The organism is Kluyvera sp. CRP (assembly GCF_019930565.1).
GTDB lineage: Bacteria > Pseudomonadota > Gammaproteobacteria > Enterobacterales > Enterobacteriaceae > Kluyvera > Kluyvera georgiana_A.
The window spans coordinates 3459774-3475305 of record NZ_CP082841.1; the positions used below are offsets into that span (position 1 = coordinate 3459774).

Sequence of the window (15532 nt, forward strand, 5' to 3'; positions counted from 1 at the left end):
CTTCGTCATCTTAAAATGACAAGCCCGAATTGATATTCGGGCTTTTTTTATGGTTTGAGAATGGCCTTAATTCGGTTATTCCTGCGGCGTCGGTTTTTCCGCCTTGCCGGCCATCATGGCGAGGAAGTCGTAGCGTTTTTGCAGATCCTCTGCCGCATCCTTCCATAGCTGTTCGGCGACGTCTGGTTGCTGGCTGTTCAAACGGCGGAAACGCTGTTCGTTCATTAACGTCTCGGCCAGCGCGTCTGACGGCGGACGGGAATCCAGCGCCAGCGGGATTTTACCTTCGTCGGCGCGACGTGGGTCGAAGCGGAACAGCGGCCAGAAGCCGGTAGCGGTAAGCTGGCGCATCTGATCGTGGCTGAGCGCCAGATCGTAACCGTGCTCTTCGCAAGGGCTGTAAGCGATAATAATCGACGGACCCGGATAGGACTCCGCTTCCTGAATCGCTTTCACCGTCTGGTTAAGCTGTGCGCCCAGTGAGATTTGCGCCACGTAGACATGACCATACATCATCATGCTGACGCCCAAATCTTTCCGCGCTTTACGTTTACCGTGCTCACCAAACTTGGTCACCGCGCCGAGTGGCGTCGCTTTTGAAGCCTGGCCGCCGGTGTTGGAATAGCATTGGGTATCGAGCACCAGAATATTGACGTTCTCGGTCAGGCTCATCACATGATCCAGACCGCCGAAGCCGATATCGTAGGCCCAGCCGTCGCCGCCAATCAGCCAGATAGACTTCTCGACCAGCGCGTCAGCATCGGTCAGCAGCTCTTCCGCACCTTCCACGCCGGTTAATGCGCTACGCAACGCCGCCACCTGTTCGCGGCGCACCTCTGGCGTGGCGTCCGTATGCAAAGCTTCGTTCAGCTCAGCAGGGATGTGTTCCGCAAAGCCGTCCAGCAGACGCATCACACGCTGGCGATGCTGATCGACCGTTAAACGGAAGCCCAAACCAAACTCGGCGTTATCTTCAAACAGCGAGTTAGCCCACGCTGGTCCGCGGCCGTTCGCGTCGGTGGTATATGGCGTAGAGGGCAGGTTACCGCCGTAGATAGACGAACAGCCGGTGGCGTTGGCAATCAGCATACGGTCGCCGTACAGCTGCGTCAGCAGCTTGATATACGGTGTTTCACCGCAGCCAGAACAGGCGCCGGAATATTCAAACAGCGGGGTGATCAACTGTGAAGTACGGATATCAATGCGTTCCAGTGCGGTACGATCGATTTCCGGCAGGTCGAGGAAGAAGTCATAGTTCACTTTCTCTTCTTCAACATGCTCCAGACGCGACATCATATTGATGGCTTTGATCTCTGGGTTCTGACGGTCTTTCGCCGGGCATACCTCAACGCACAGGTTACAGCCGGTGCAGTCTTCCGGCGCAACCTGCAGGACATATTTCTGACCGCGCATATCGCGCGATTTCACGTCCAGCGAATGCAGAGACGCCGGGGCGTTTTCCATCGCGTCTGGTGAGACTACTTTTGCACGAATCGCCGAGTGCGGGCAGGCGGCCACGCAGTGGTTACACTGGGTGCAGAGATCTTCTTTCCAGATAGGGATCTCTTCGGCGATATTGCGTTTTTCCCAGCGCGTGGTACCGACCGGCCAGGTGCCATCCGGCGGCAGCGCGGACACCGGCAGGGCATCGCCGAGGCCAGCAAGCATGGCGGCAGTGACGGTTTTAACGAAGTCTGGCGCGGCGTCAGAAACCACCGGTGGGCGGTTTGGACTGCTGGCGTTGACCGGCTGTAGCGGCACTTCAAACAGGGATTCTCGGGCCAGCGCCAGCGCTTGCCAGTTACGCTCAACCAGATCCTGACCTTTGCTGCTATAGCTTTTCGCGATGGCGTTTTGCAGCTCCATCAGCGCGCTATCGCCCGGCAGAATTTGCGTGAGGTGGAAGAACGCCATCTGCATCACGGTATTAATACGTGCCGCCAGGCCACATTCACGGGCGATTTTGGCGGCGTTAATCACATAAAAGCGCGCGTGCTTTTGATTCAGCACCGCCTGCACTTCCTGCGGTAGTCGCGCCCACACTTCATCGGCGCTGTACGGCGTATTGAGCAGGAAAATACCGCCAGGCTTCAGGCGCTCGGCCATCTGGTATTTATCAATAAACTGTAGCTGGTGACAGCCGACAAAATCGGCCTGTGCGACGAGATAAGCAGAGCGAATCGGGTTATCGCTCACGCGCAGGTGCGAGACCGTCAGGCCACCGGCCTTTTTAGAGTCGTAGACGAAGTAACCCTGAGCAAACCACGGCGTAGAGTTACCGATAATTTTGATGTTGTTTTTGGTCGCCGACACGCTGCCGTCGCTGCCCAATCCGTAGAACAAGGCCTCCAGCCGCGCGTGAGATGGCAGGGTGTTTTCCATCTGCGGCAGGGAGAGGTTCGTGACATCATCATAAATACCGACGGTGAAGCGCGATTTTGGTTTCGCCTGCGACAGCTCGTGGAAAATCGAGAGCACGCAGTCCGGGCCGAACTCTTTTGACGACAGGCCATAGCGGCCGCCAATCACCCGCGGCAGCGTTTCACGTTCACCCTGGTTGAAAGCTTCCGCCAACGCGGTCATCACGTCAAGATACAGCGGCTCGGCCTGAGCGCCCGGCTCTTTGGTGCGGTCAAGCACCGCGACGCTGCGTACGCTTTCCGGCAGCGCCTGCAATAAATGTTTCGCCGAGAACGGACGATAGAGGCGCACTTTCAGCACACCCACTTTTTCGCCGCGCGTCAGCAGTTCATCCACCACTTCTTCACAGGTGCCGATCGCCGACCCCATAATAACGATAACGCGTTCCGCCTGCGGATGGCCGTAATATTCAAACGGTTTATAGCTTCGACCGGTGGCGTCGGCAAAATCATTCATCGCCTGCTCAACGTGATCGTAAACCGCGTTGTACCACGGGTTGGTGGCTTCACGAGACTGGAAGTAAGTGTCCGGGTTTGCGGAGGTGCCGCGAATAACCGGATGCTCCGGGTTCAGGGCGCGGGCGCGGTGGGCGGCGATGTCTTCCTGCGGCAGCAGGCCGCGGATCGTATCGTCGGCCAGCGGCACGATTTTATTAATCTCATGCGACGTGCGGAACCCGTCGAAGAAGTGAATAAACGGCACGCGGCTCTTGAGCGTCGCAATATGTGAAATCAGCGCAAAGTCCTGCGCTTCCTGCACGCTACCGGCACACAGCATGGCGCAGCCGGTCTGGCGCACCGCCATCACGTCGGAATGGTCGCCAAAAATAGACAGCGCGTGGGTCGCGACGGTGCGCGCCGCCACATGCAGCACGAACGGCGTCAATTGCCCGGCCAGCTTATACAGCGTGGGGATCATCAGCAGGAGACCCTGCGATGAGGTAAATGAGGTCGACAGTGCGCCGGTCTGCAAGGCCCCGTGCACGGCAGCGATGGCCCCGGCTTCGGACTGCATCTCTACCACGCGTGGGACGTCGCCCCAAACGTTTTTAAGCCCGTTTCCCGCCCACGCGTCAGCCTGTTCAGCCATGGTTGAGCTCGGCGTGATCGGGTAAATGGCGATGACTTCACTGGTACGGAACGCAACCGAGGCGACTGCACCATTACCGTCAATTGTGATCATTGATATGACACCTTACATTGCGCAAAAAAGAGGTTCACGGGTTTACCCATCAACCGGGAATTTGTCCTTAATTGACACATCGCTCTTAGGGATGATGTTAAGTGAAGTTTAGCAAACCCGGCGCTGAATCATTTTTGCTTTTGTGTCCTTGGGGCGCGTCTGTATCAATGATACGAATGTTTTGAGCCACAAAATTGCGAGAAAATGTTTCTACAACGCATAAATGCGCACTTCGTCTCTCGACGGAGCGGCCAGCTCTGCCTATGATGCTTAGGTTTGTTCTTATTTTTGCGATACGGAGAGAAGAGATGCGAGCTGCGTTTTTAGTCGGGTGTGCGGCGCTATTATTATCCGCGTGCAGCAGTGAACCTGTTCAGCAGGCAACGGCGGCACACGTGACGCCGGGAATGCGAGCGGCAATGTCCAGCTCGGGCGAAGCGAACTGCGCGATGATTGGCGGGTCACTTTCCGCCGCGCGCCAGCTGGACGGCTCCAGTATCGGTATGTGCGCGCTGCCAAACGGTAAACGTTGCAGCGAACAGTCTCTTGCTACCGGCACCTGCGGCAGCTACTAAGCCTTAATGCATCAGATCGGCCAGGCGATAGACCAGCGTCTGGTCCGCTGTGGCGAGCGTCAGCTGTTGTTCGGTTAAATCAACCTGCGCGCCCTGACGCAGCATGTTGCTGAACGTGGCATCCAACTCATTAAGCTGGGCGTCGCTGCAAAGTTTGCGCGTCATGGCGAGCTCGCTCGTCTTTAGCTCGCCTTTGTGCAGGGTCGCGGTGCCGGAAAAGCCGTTACACATGTTGCCCGACACATAAATCTTTTCAAGAATCGGCTGCTTTTCGCCAAAGCTCAGTTCGAGTGGGGTGCCTTTGCTGCTCACCGTTTTACCGTTCACACTCTCTAAAACAAAGCGGTGATGCTGAAGCTGGTCAGCGTTCGTTGACATTTTGCTGTTGTAGACGCAACCAGAGAGAAGGGCGGCCGCAGCCAGCACGAAAAATACGTTCTTCATAGTACAGGACTTCTTATTAATCATTTGCGGTGTGAATATGTTTGAAGCATAACTGTACTGCGGGAGGTGTCTGTGGGGCTTATCCGAAAATGCTCCCCGACCGTAGCCGGGGAGTGTGGTGTATCAGGCGATAGCGTTAGGGCAGTCTGTGCCTGTGTCGATCTGCTGCAGGTTTTGCAGAGTGGTTTCTGAGATGCTGGTCAGTGCTTCAGCAGTCAGAAACGCCTGGTGGCCGGTGAACAGAACGTTGTGGCAGGCTGAGAGACGGCGGAATACATCATCCTGGATGACATCGTTAGACTTATCTTCAAAGAACAGATCGCGCTCGTTCTCATATACGTCCATCCCCAGAGCGCCGATTTTCTGCGTTTTTAGGGCTTCAATCGCGGCCTGAGAGTCAATCAACGCCCCACGGCTGGTATTGACGATCATCACGCCATCTTTCATCTTCTCAAACGCGCTGGCGTTCAGCAGATGATAGTTCTCAGGGGTGAGCGGGCAGTGCAGGGAAATCACGTCAGACTCGGCAAACAGCGTCGGCAGGTCGACATATTCAACGCCCAGCTCCAGCGCAGCAGCGCTAGGATACGGGTCAAACGCCAGCAGGCGCATACCGAAACCTTTCAGAATACGCAGAGCGGCGACGCCGATTTTCCCGGTACCAATCACGCCTGCGGTTTTACCGAACATGGTGAATCCGGTTAGCCCTTCCAGCGAGAAGTTAGCATCACGGGTACGCTGATAGGCGCGGTGAATGCGGCGGTTCAATGTCATCATCAGCCCGATGGCGTGCTCGGCCACGGCTTCCGGATCGTAAGCGGGCACGCGAACCACGCGCAGACCCAGCTCTTTCGCTGCGTCGAGGTCGACGTTGTTGAAGCCCGCGCAGCGCAGCGCGATATACTTCACGCCGTTCTTTTTCAACTCTTCCAACACCGGACGGCTACCGTCGTCGTTAACGAAAATACAGACCGCTTCACAGCCATGGGCGGTTTTGGCGGTTTTTTCCGTTAACAGGAAATCAAAAAACTCAAGCTCAAAGCCATATGCCTGGTTAACATTTTGCAGGTACTTTTTGTCGTACTGCTTAGTACTGTAAACGGCGATTTTCATGAGACTTTTCTCCAATGATTTTAGAGTCAAGTTAGCATAATTCAAAAATTCTTACAAAATATAAAAATGTTTTGAAGGCTAAGGATTCGTAAAGAAACTCCCTTCAGTATACCCGCTTTAAATGGGGGCGCGAATGACGGTTCTCAATCAGAATCAACTGAAATCCCTCACGTTTTATTTTGCAGCAGCTATTCTTAAAACATTACAGCGGCTTTCACTCTCTGGTCTGACATGACACAATATGCGCCTTTGGACTGCCCGCTGCGCGGTCTGGCATCACCGCTTGTTCAATCAGGATATGACTGCACCCATGAAGGGTAAATATAAAGCCATTATTGCGCTACTCCTGCTTTTAGTACTTCTGCCGCTCACATTGCTGATGACGCTAGGGTACTGGGTTCCTACGCTGGTGGGTATCTGGCTTCCGGCAGGCACGCGTATTGCGCTTAACGAAAGCCCTCGGCTAACGCGTTCGGCCCTGCACATTCCCGATTTGCGCTATCTGGCGGGGGATTGCGAACTGGCGACCCTGAAAGACGTGACCCTGTCACATCCAAGCCGCTGGCGACTGCACGCCGCATCGGCCAACCTCAATTCTCTGTGCTTTAGCAAGCTGCCGCAAAACGATACGGTTCCCGGCGCGCCGCGCACGCTGGCGGAATGGCAGTCAATGCTGCCCAATACCTGGCTGACCATCGACGCGCTCAGCGTCACGCCGTGGGAAAAATGGCAGGGCAAGCTCAAGGTTTCACTGACATCTCAGCGGCAGGATGTGGAATATATGGGCGAACAGGTTGGTCTGCGCGCACGATTGCACGGGCAGGCGCTGACGGTAAGCGAATTTCACGCCAGCCTGATCGACGGAGAGCCGCCGGTTAAATTACTCGGTGAGTTCACGATGCCGCTGGTGCCGGACGGGTTACCGGTAAAAGGGCACCTCGAGTCTACCTTCCAGGTGCCGCAGGTGCCTTCGCTGGTCGATGCGGAACTCAACTGGGACGGCAATCAGGGGCAACTGGTGATGATGGCGCGCGGCGAGGACGATCCCTTAGTCGATCTGCCCTGGACGTTAACGGAACAACTGCTCACCATCAGCGATGGGCGCTGGAACTGGCCGTATCAGGCAGGTATCCCGCTCAGCGGCCGCGTGGGGGTGAAGCTCGAAAACTGGCAACAGGGCGAAGATAAAACGCAGGTGACCGGCCGCCTTAGTGTTCTGACCGCGGGAGATGCCGGGAAAGGCGTGGCGGTACTGAACGTCGGGCCGGGCGTGCTGAGCATGGATAACAGCGACATGCCGCTGCAACTGGTGGGGGAAGCGAAACAGGGCGATCTGATCTTTTACGCAAAACTGCCCGCTCACCTGAGCGGCCCGCTGGTTACCCCAGTACTGGCGTTCCAGCCGGGCGCATTGCTACGTTCGCGCGGGCGGGTAATTGATGCGCTAAATATTGATGAAGTGCGCTGGCCGCTGGCGGGAGTGAAAATTTCAACGCAGGGCATTGATGGACGCCTACAGGCCATTCTGCGTGCGCATGAACAGCAGACCGGGGATTTTGTGCTGCACCTGGACGGCCAGGCTGACAATTTCATGCCCGATAAAGGCACCTGGCGCTGGCGCTATTGGGGCGACGGCCATTTTACGCCGATGCAGGCGCGCTGGGATGTGACCGGGACCGGCGAGTGGCGTGACAGCGCCATTGTGTTGAATACGCTCTCTACCGGCTTCGATAAGCTGCAATACGGCACCATGACCATTGATAAGCCGCGTCTCAAGCTGGAACAACCCATTCACTGGATCCGCGATGAACAACATCCTTCCTTTAAAGGTGCGCTGGCGCTTGATGCCAGCGAAACGCGCTTTACCGGCGGCAGCATGCTGCCTGCCTCGGCGCTGACGTTTAGCGTGGAAGGGCGCGATCCGACCTTCTTCCAGTTTAAAGGCGATCTGAAGGCGCAGGCAATTGGGCCGGTGCGGGTGACGGGACGCTGGGACGGCGAGCGTTTACGTGGCCAGGCGTGGTGGCCAAAACAGTCGCTGGAGGTGTTCCAGCCGCTGGTGCCGCCGGACTGGAAAATGAAGCTGCGCGACGGTTCGCTGTACGCGCAGGTTGCGTTCTCTGCCGCCGCCGGGCAAGGATTTGAGGCCGGTGGTCACGGCGTGCTACACAACGGTAGCGCGTGGATGCCGGATAACGAGATCAACGGCGTCGATTTTGTGCTGCCGTTCCGCTTAAAAGCCGGCGTCTGGCAGCTGGGAACGCGGCGACCGGTGTCGCTGCGCATTGCGGAAATTATTAACCAGGTCACTGCACGCAACGTAACCGCCGATCTGCAGGGTACCTGGCCGTGGAGTGAAGAGGCGCCGCTGCAGCTGAGCGATGTCAGCGTGGATGTGCTGGGTGGGAAGGTCACGATGCAGCAGCTGCGCATGCCGCAGCGCGACGCCGCGCTTCTGCGCTTACAACATATTTCTACCAGCGAACTGGTGAGCGCGGTGAACCCGAAACAGTTTGCCATGTCCGGCCCGGTTGACGGCGCGCTACCGCTGTGGCTGAACGACAGCAAATGGATTATTAAGGATGGCTGGTTGCATAATCCCGGCCCGATGACGCTGCGCCTGGATAAAGACACCGCGGACGCGGTTGCCGACGATAATATCGCCGCGGGCGCGGCAATCAACTGGCTACGCTATATGGAAATCTCCCGCTCGTGGACGCGGATCAATCTCGATAGTCTGGGTATGCTGACGCTGCAGGCGACGGTGACCGGTACCGGGGTGATGGACGAGAAACGCAGTACGGTGCGTCTGAATTACACGCACCAGGAGAATGTTTTTGATTTGTGGCGAAGCCTGCGCTTTGGCGACAAACTTCAGTCATGGCTTGAGCAACACGCGACCCTTCCCGGCGTACCGTGTCGCAGCGGCACGGAATGTAAGGAGCACTAATGAAATTATCCATCGCCATCCTGGGGATCGCGGCAACGGCACTGTTATCAGGCTGCGTACCGCGCATCGAGGTGGCTGCGCCGAAAGAACCGATTACCATCAATATGAACGTCAAGATTGAGCACGAGATCCGCATCAAGGCCGATAAGGACGTTGAGGATCTGCTGAAATCGCGTAGCGACTTATTCTGAGGGCCGCCACCATGAGAAAAATGCGCATTATCGCGGTTCTGCTGTTGGGGCTGTTTAGCGTTCAGGCGTTCGCGTTAACGCTGTCAGAGGCGAGAACACAGGGCCGGGTAGGGGAAACGCAGGGTGGCTATCTTGCGGCGCTGGCTAAGGACAGCGAAACGTTGGCGCTAGTGAAGAACATTAATCAGGCCCGCAGCGAAAGCTATCAGCAGCTGGCGTTGAGCAACAATCTCTCTCAGCAGGAGGTAGCTCGGCTGGCGGGCAAAAAATTGATCGATAAAGCGCTGCCGGGTGAATACGTGCAGGGCATTAACGGCCAGTGGGTGCGTAAGTAACGACCAGAGGTAAGAAAAATCGTATTACGGTTGAAAGAAGTGGCGTAACTCGCTCATACTCTGGCATCTAACCTGTTCGTCGGCAACGATTTTACCGACGGCATATGAGAATAATAAAGGAATTCCGTATGGCAGAAGAAACCATTTTCAGCAAAATTATTCGTCGTGAAATCCCGTCGGATATGGTGTATCAGGACGAGCTGGTTACCGCGTTTCGCGATATCTCTCCGCAGGCGCCGACGCATATTCTGATTATCCCCAATACCTTGATTGCCACCACCAACGACGTCACCGCCGAGCATGAGCAGGCGCTGGGGCGCATGATTACCGTGGCGGCGAAAATTGCACAACAGGAAGGGATTGCCGAAGACGGCTATCGTCTGATCATGAACTGCAATCGCCATGGCGGGCAGGAAGTTTACCACATTCATATGCACCTGCTGGGCGGCCGCCCGCTGGGGCCGATGCTGGCGCATAAAGGCTAATCTATGAAATCGGCATGTCTGGGTCTTTTGTTAGGTACGGTGCTGCTGAGCGGGTGTCATTCGCGCCCGGAAATCGCCGTCAGTGAACAGCAGACGCTGGTGATGGAGTCTAACGTTCTGGCGGCAGGTATCAGCGCGGAAAAGCCTGAGCTAACGTCGTCGGATATACAGGCGACCGCCAGCGCAAAACTGTTCAACGAAAGGCGGCAGCCGGTCACCGTTCACTATCGTTTTTATTGGTATGACGCCAGAGGGCTGGAAATGCACCCGCTGGAAGCGCCGCGCAGCATTACGATTCCCGCAATGGGGTCGGTCACGCTGTACGGGACCGCTAACGGTTTAGGGGCGCATAAAGCCCGACTTTATCTTTATCTGTGAGGGGTAAACTGGAATGAGTAAATTGGGTCGCTATGCGTTGATGGCCTCGCTGGCACTGATACTGGCAGGGTGTGCGGTGCGCGAACAACCGGCACCAGTCGATACGGCGAATCCGCAGCAGCCACAACAGCCTGCTGAGCCGCAGCAGCCGGTGCCAACGGTACCGAGCGTGCCGACGATTCCGCAGCAGCCAGGTCCGATTGAGCACGGCGGTGAAACGCCTGCGCAGCCCACGCCGCGCGTACGGCACTATGACTGGAACGGCGCAGCACAGCCGCTGGTTGGCAAAATGCTGCAAACCGGCGGCGTAACCGCGGGCAGCATTTTGCTGGTCGACAGCGTTAACAACCGTACCAACGGGTCGTTGAACTCCGGGGAAGCGACTACCGCGCTGCGTAACGCGCTGGCAGGTAACGGCAAGTTTACCCTGGTGTCGGCCCAACAGTTGGCGGTGGCTAAGCAGCAGTTAGGACTGTCGCCGCAGGACAGCCTGGGTTCGCGCAGTAAAGCGATGGGCATTGCCCGTAATGTGGGAGCTCAGTACGTGCTCTACTCTAACGCTACCGGCAACGTGAACGCGCCGACGCTGCAAATGCAGCTGATGCTGGTACAAACCGGTGAGATCGTCTGGTCAGGTAAAGGTGCGGTTGCGCAACAGTAAGCTTTCGCGTGACGCACTGCTGTCACGTGAATTTCCGCACTATCACATCGTCGCCAGCCCCGAATACGCGGGGCTGAGCGGCAGCAGCTGTATTCTTCAACACGGTGAACGGCGGCTGGTACTGCGTCAGCATCATGCGCCCGACGCGCCGGAACACGAATTCCTCCGTCAATATCACGCCCTTCGTCAGCTACCCGCCACGCTGGCGCCAAAGCCTGTTTTTTATACGCGCGGCTGGATGGCAGTTGATTTTTTAGCCGGAGAGATCAAAAGCGTGCTTCCGGCGCATCAACCGCTGGCGACTCTCCTGTATGATTTGCATCAGCAGCCCCGATTTGGCTGGCGGCTGGCGCTCTTACCTTTGTTAGAACGGTACTGGCAGCAGTGCAGTCCGTCACGACGCACGCCTTTCTGGCTGCGCAGCTTACAACGGCTGCGCCAGCGGAAGGAGCCGCGACCGTTGCGCCTGGCACCGCTGCATATGGATGTCCACGCTGGCAATATTGTGCACGCCGAAGGCGGTTTAAGGCTCATCGACTGGGAATACGCTGGCGACGGCGATATTGCGCTGGAGCTGGCGGCGGTGTGGATGCCGGACAATCAACAACGCTATCAACTGATTGAGGCCTATGCCAGGCTGGCACATATGTCCCCGGACGCCCTGTGGCAACAGACATTACGCTGGCGTCCGTGGGTGCTGATGCTGATGGCGGGCTGGTTCGAGTGTCGCTGGCAACAGACCGGTGACGAACAATTTATCACGCTGGCCAATGAAATCTGGCAGCAGCTTAAGAACAAAAAGGAGGCCGTGTGGGGCCAGTAATGTTGGATGTGGAAGGCTACGAGCTGGATGCCGAAGAACGTGAGATTCTGGCGCACCCGCTGGTTGGCGGTTTAATTCTGTTTACCCGTAATTACCACGACCCCGAGCAGCTTCGTGAACTGGTTCGCCAGATTCGCAGCGCCTCGCGTAACCGACTGGTGGTGGCTGTTGACCAGGAAGGGGGCCGCGTACAGCGTTTCCGCGAAGGGTTCACCCGTTTACCGGCCGCACAGTCGTTTGCCGCGGTGCTGGGGGAAGAGGACGGTGGCCGGATGGCGGTCGATGCGGGCTGGCTGATGGCCAGTGAGATGATCGCGATGGATATTGATATCAGCTTCGCGCCGGTATTAGACGTGGGCCACATCTGTACCGCCATTGGCGAGCGTTCTTATCATGCGGACCCGCAGAAAGCGCTGCTGATGGCGCGTCATTTTATTGACGGCATGCACGCTGCCGGGATGAAAACCACGGGTAAACATTTCCCAGGCCATGGCGCGGTCACTGCCGATTCGCACAAAGAGACGCCGCACGATCCGCGTCCGGAAGCGGAAATCCGCGGGAAAGACATGGCGGTGTTTAAAACGCTGATTAGCGAAAATGCGCTCGACGCCATTATGCCGGCGCACGTCATTTACGACGCCGTTGATCCGCGTCCTGCCAGCGGCTCTGCGCACTGGCTGAAGACCGTGCTGCGCGGCGAGTTGGGTTTTGAGGGCGTGATTTTCTCTGACGACCTTTCAATGGAAGGCGCGGCGATTATGGGCAGCTATGCTGAACGCGGCCAGGCATCGCTCGACGCAGGTTGCGATATGATCCTCGTCTGCAATAATCGTAAAGGTGCGGTGAGCGTGCTGGATAACCTGTCGCCGATCAACGCAGAGCGTGTTACGAAGTTGTATCATAAAGGTTCATTTAGCCGTCAGGAACTGATGGACTCCGCCCGCTGGAAAACAGTTAGCGCTCAGTTGGAGCAACTCCACGAACGCTGGCAGGAAGTGAAGGCTGGTCATTAACCCTCCCGGTGTGGGAGTAATGGTGTGGTGAGGACGCAATGATTATCTATTTACACGGTTTTGACTCCAATAGCCCTGGTAACCATGAGAAAGTGCTGCAACTGCAGTTTATCGACCCGGATGTGCGGTTGATTAGCTACAGCACGCGGCACCCCAAGCATGACATGCAGCATCTGCTGAAAGAAGTCGACAAAATGCTGCAGTTGAATGCCGATGAGCGGCCGCTGATTTGCGGCGTAGGGCTGGGCGGCTACTGGGCGGAGCGAATTGGTTTTCTGTGCGATATTCGCCAGGTGATGTTTAACCCGAACCTGTTCCCGAACGAGAATATGGACGGCAAGATCGATCGCCCGGAAGAGTACGTGGATATTGCCACCAAATGTGTGAACAACTTCCGCGAGAAGAACCGTGACCGTTGCCTGGCCATTCTCTCTCGCCACGACGATGCGCTTGATAGCCAGCGTTCAGCAGACGTGCTGCATCACTACTATGAGATCATCTGGGACGAAGAGCAGGGTCATAAGTTTAAAAACATTTCGCCGCATCTGCAGCGGATTAAAGCGTTCAAAACGTTAGGCTAAATTTTCGTCTGAGAAGCCCCGGCAACTTTAGGTTGCCGGGGCTTTTTTTTGTTAATTTTTAACCCCGCTGACTCCCATTTCGCTCACCGCAATGCCGTTCGCTCAACTTCTGCGCGATAAAACTTGATACACATCAATTTTGGTATGACCAATGCACCATTCATGTTATTCTCATTGCAGCTGAATGGTTTCTTGTGAGTAACTTGTTGTTAACTAAGAGCTAAATTAATAACTTTTAATTAACAATTGGTTAATAAATTTTAAGGGGGTCTCGTGACTACGCCAATGAAGAAAATTGTAATTGTAGGTGGCGGCGCTGGCGGCCTGGAACTGGCTACTCAGCTGGGTCGCAAGCTTGGCCGGAGTAAAAAAGCGAAAATTACGCTGGTGGATCGCAACCATAGCCACCTGTGGAAACCGTTGTTGCACGAGGTGGCGACCGGTTCTCTGGATGAAGGTGTCGATGCGCTGAGCTATCTGGCACATGCGCGTAATCATCACTTCCAGTTCCAGCTGGGCTCGGTGATGGATATCAACCGCGAAGCGAAAACCATCACCCTGGCAGAACTGCGCGATGAGAAGGGCGAACTGCTGGTGCCTGAGCGCAAGCTGGCGTACGACACGCTGGTGATGGCGTTGGGCAGCACCTCAAACGACTTCAACACCCCGGGCGTGAAAGAGCACTGTATCTTCCTCGATAACCCGCACCAGGCGCGTCGTTTCCACCAGGAAATGCTGAACCTGTTCCTGAAATATTCCGCTAACCTGGGCGCGAACGGCAAGGTGAATATCGCCATTGTTGGCGGCGGGGCGACCGGTGTTGAGCTGTCCGCTGAACTGCACAACGCGGTGAAACAGCTCCACAGCTATGGCTACAAAGGGCTGAATAACGAAGCGCTGAACGTCACGCTGGTGGAAGCCGGTGAACGTATTCTGCCTGCGTTGCCGCCGCGCATTTCCGGCGCTGCGCACAGCGAGTTGACTAAAATGGGTGTACGCGTGCTGACCCAGACGATGGTGACCAGTGCCGATGAAGGCGGTCTGCACACGAAAGATGGCGAATATATTCAGGCCGATCTGATGGTATGGGCGGCGGGCATTAAAGCGCCAGATTTCATGAAAGAGATCGGCGGCCTGGAAACTAACCGCATCAATCAGCTGGTGGTTGAGCCGACGCTGCAAACCACCCGCGATCAGGATATCTACGCTATCGGCGACTGTGCTTCTTGCGCCCGTCCGGAAGGGGGCTTTGTGCCGCCGCGCGCCCAGGCTGCGCACCAGATGGCGACCTGTGCGCTTAACAACATTCTGGCGCAGATGAAGGGTAAAGAGCTGAAGCCGTATACCTATAAGGATCACGGTTCACTGGTATCGCTCTCCAACTATTCAACCGTCGGCAGCCTGATGGGTAACCTGATGCGTGGTTCGATGATGATCGAAGGGCGTATCGCGCGTATGGTCTATATCTCGCTATACCGTATGCACCAGATTGCGCTGCACGGTTACGTGAAAACCGGCCTGATGATGCTGGTGGGCAGTATCAACCGCGTTATCCGTCCGCGACTGAAACTGCACTAATCGCGTTTTAAGGCTCCCGGCCTGCATGTTGTTATGCATGTAGGCCGGATAAGCGCAGCGCCATCCGGCAATGAGCGCCAATGTTCCGCCCAAAGCGCTGCGCTTATCAGCGCTTTCAATTGTTACCTGTCTCTACCTTCAGAATTCTCTCAAACATCTCTAATCCCACATAAAATCCTGCTTTTGAGTTTTTGTCTGATAGTCATGGTTTGACTTAAGTTGCACAATTGTTAGCAATAGCAACAAAGGAGGAAGTCCCGTGAATAAATCAATGTTGGCGGGTATTGGTATTGGCGTTGCAGCTGCTCTCGGGGTTGCCGCCGTAGCGAGCATGAACGTATTCGATCGTGGCCCGCAGTATGCGCAGGTGATCTCCGCTACGCCAATCAAGGAAACCGTTAAAAACCCGCGTCAGGAGTGCCGCAACGTGACGGTTACGCACCGTCGTCCGGTACAGGATGAAAACCGCATCGCCGGATCGGTGCTGGGCGCCGTTGCCGGTGGGGTCATCGGGCACCAGTTTGGTGGCGGACGCGGTAAAGATGTTGCAACCGTCGTCGGTGCTTTAGGCGGCGGCTATGCAGGTAACCAGGTGCAGGGTGCGATGCAGAATAACGACACCTACACCACGACGGAGCAGCGTTGTAAAACAGTGTACGACAAGTCTGAGAAAACGCTCGGATATGATGTGACCTACAAAATCGGCGACCAGCAGGGCAAAATCCGTATGGATAAACAGCCCGGCAGCCAGATCCCGCTGGATAGCAATGGTCAGCTGGTACTGAATAAAGCCTAAAAAAGT

15 protein-coding genes are annotated in these 15532 nt (G+C 56.2%); 12 read left to right on the top strand and 3 right to left on the bottom strand.

What is annotated here, in order from left to right:
* Positions 1 to 75 precede the first annotated feature (75 nt).
* Positions 76 to 3603, bottom strand: a complete 3528-nt coding sequence (gene nifJ, locus K7B04_RS16365; RefSeq protein WP_223802516.1) for a pyruvate:ferredoxin (flavodoxin) oxidoreductase — start codon at positions 3601 to 3603, stop codon at positions 76 to 78.
* Between the two features lie 308 nt (positions 3604 to 3911).
* On the opposite strand from nifJ, the gene K7B04_RS16370 reads away from it, so the two are divergent.
* Positions 3912 to 4178, top strand: a complete 267-nt coding sequence (locus K7B04_RS16370; protein WP_064545809.1) for a DUF333 domain-containing protein — start codon at positions 3912 to 3914, stop codon at positions 4176 to 4178.
* 3 nt (positions 4179 to 4181) lie between these two features.
* On the opposite strand, the gene hslJ is transcribed toward K7B04_RS16370, so the two are convergent.
* Both hslJ and K7B04_RS16380 read right to left on the bottom strand, forming a co-directional pair.
* Entirely contained in the window at positions 4182 to 4622 is a 441-nt protein-coding gene (gene hslJ / locus K7B04_RS16375) for a heat shock protein HslJ (protein ID WP_223802517.1), read from the bottom strand.
* 123 nt (positions 4623 to 4745) lie between these two features.
* Positions 4746 to 5735, bottom strand: a complete 990-nt coding sequence (locus K7B04_RS16380) for a 2-hydroxyacid dehydrogenase (protein ID WP_163447423.1) — start codon at positions 5733 to 5735, stop codon at positions 4746 to 4748.
* A 310-nt stretch (positions 5736 to 6045) separates the two neighbouring features.
* On the opposite strand from K7B04_RS16380, the gene K7B04_RS16385 reads away from it, so the two are divergent.
* The 11 genes from K7B04_RS16385 (at position 6046) to K7B04_RS16435 (ending at position 15526) form a co-directional block, all read left to right on the top strand.
* Positions 6046 to 8685, top strand: a complete 2640-nt coding sequence (locus K7B04_RS16385) for a YdbH family protein (RefSeq protein ID WP_223802518.1) — start codon at positions 6046 to 6048, stop codon at positions 8683 to 8685.
* Positions 8685 to 8876, top strand: coding sequence for a YnbE family lipoprotein (locus tag K7B04_RS16390; protein ID WP_163447425.1), 192 nt, complete (start codon positions 8685 to 8687; stop codon positions 8874 to 8876). The genes K7B04_RS16385 and K7B04_RS16390 overlap by 1 nt, the downstream gene beginning before the upstream one ends.
* Before the next feature lie 11 nt (positions 8877 to 8887).
* Complete coding sequence (locus K7B04_RS16395; protein WP_163447426.1) at positions 8888 to 9211, top strand: YdbL family protein; 324 nt, start codon at positions 8888 to 8890, stop codon at positions 9209 to 9211.
* A gap of 128 nt (positions 9212 to 9339) precedes the next feature.
* A complete protein-coding gene (gene hinT / locus K7B04_RS16400; protein WP_163447427.1) occupies positions 9340 to 9696 on the top strand; it encodes a purine nucleoside phosphoramidase in 357 nt (118 codons plus the stop codon).
* A 3-nt stretch (positions 9697 to 9699) separates the two neighbouring features.
* Positions 9700 to 10074 (top strand): YcfL family protein, encoded by a 375-nt coding sequence (locus K7B04_RS16405; protein WP_163447428.1) that lies wholly within the window; start codon positions 9700 to 9702, stop codon positions 10072 to 10074.
* A 22-nt stretch (positions 10075 to 10096) separates the two neighbouring features.
* The gene (gene lpoB, locus K7B04_RS16410; RefSeq protein ID WP_223804181.1) at positions 10097 to 10735 is read left to right on the top strand and encodes a penicillin-binding protein activator LpoB; all 639 of its coding nucleotides are present in this window, start codon (positions 10097 to 10099) and stop codon (positions 10733 to 10735) included.
* On the top strand, positions 10716 to 11558 hold the full coding sequence (gene thiK, locus K7B04_RS16415; protein WP_223804182.1) for a thiamine kinase: 843 nt from the start codon (positions 10716 to 10718) through the stop codon (positions 11556 to 11558). The genes lpoB and thiK overlap by 20 nt, the downstream gene beginning before the upstream one ends.
* Complete coding sequence (gene nagZ, locus K7B04_RS16420; RefSeq protein ID WP_223802519.1) at positions 11546 to 12571, top strand: beta-N-acetylhexosaminidase; 1026 nt, start codon at positions 11546 to 11548, stop codon at positions 12569 to 12571. Before thiK ends, nagZ begins: the two co-directional genes overlap by 13 nt.
* A 38-nt stretch (positions 12572 to 12609) precedes the next feature.
* Complete coding sequence (gene ycfP / locus K7B04_RS16425; protein ID WP_163447431.1) at positions 12610 to 13152, top strand: alpha/beta hydrolase YcfP; 543 nt, start codon at positions 12610 to 12612, stop codon at positions 13150 to 13152.
* A gap of 273 nt (positions 13153 to 13425) precedes the next feature.
* A complete protein-coding gene (locus tag K7B04_RS16430) occupies positions 13426 to 14730 on the top strand; it encodes an NAD(P)/FAD-dependent oxidoreductase (RefSeq protein ID WP_167575976.1) in 1305 nt (434 codons plus the stop codon).
* A 259-nt stretch (positions 14731 to 14989) separates the two neighbouring features.
* Entirely contained in the window at positions 14990 to 15526 is a 537-nt protein-coding gene (locus tag K7B04_RS16435; protein ID WP_074398785.1) for a glycine zipper 2TM domain-containing protein, read from the top strand.
* Positions 15527 to 15532 lie beyond the last annotated feature (6 nt).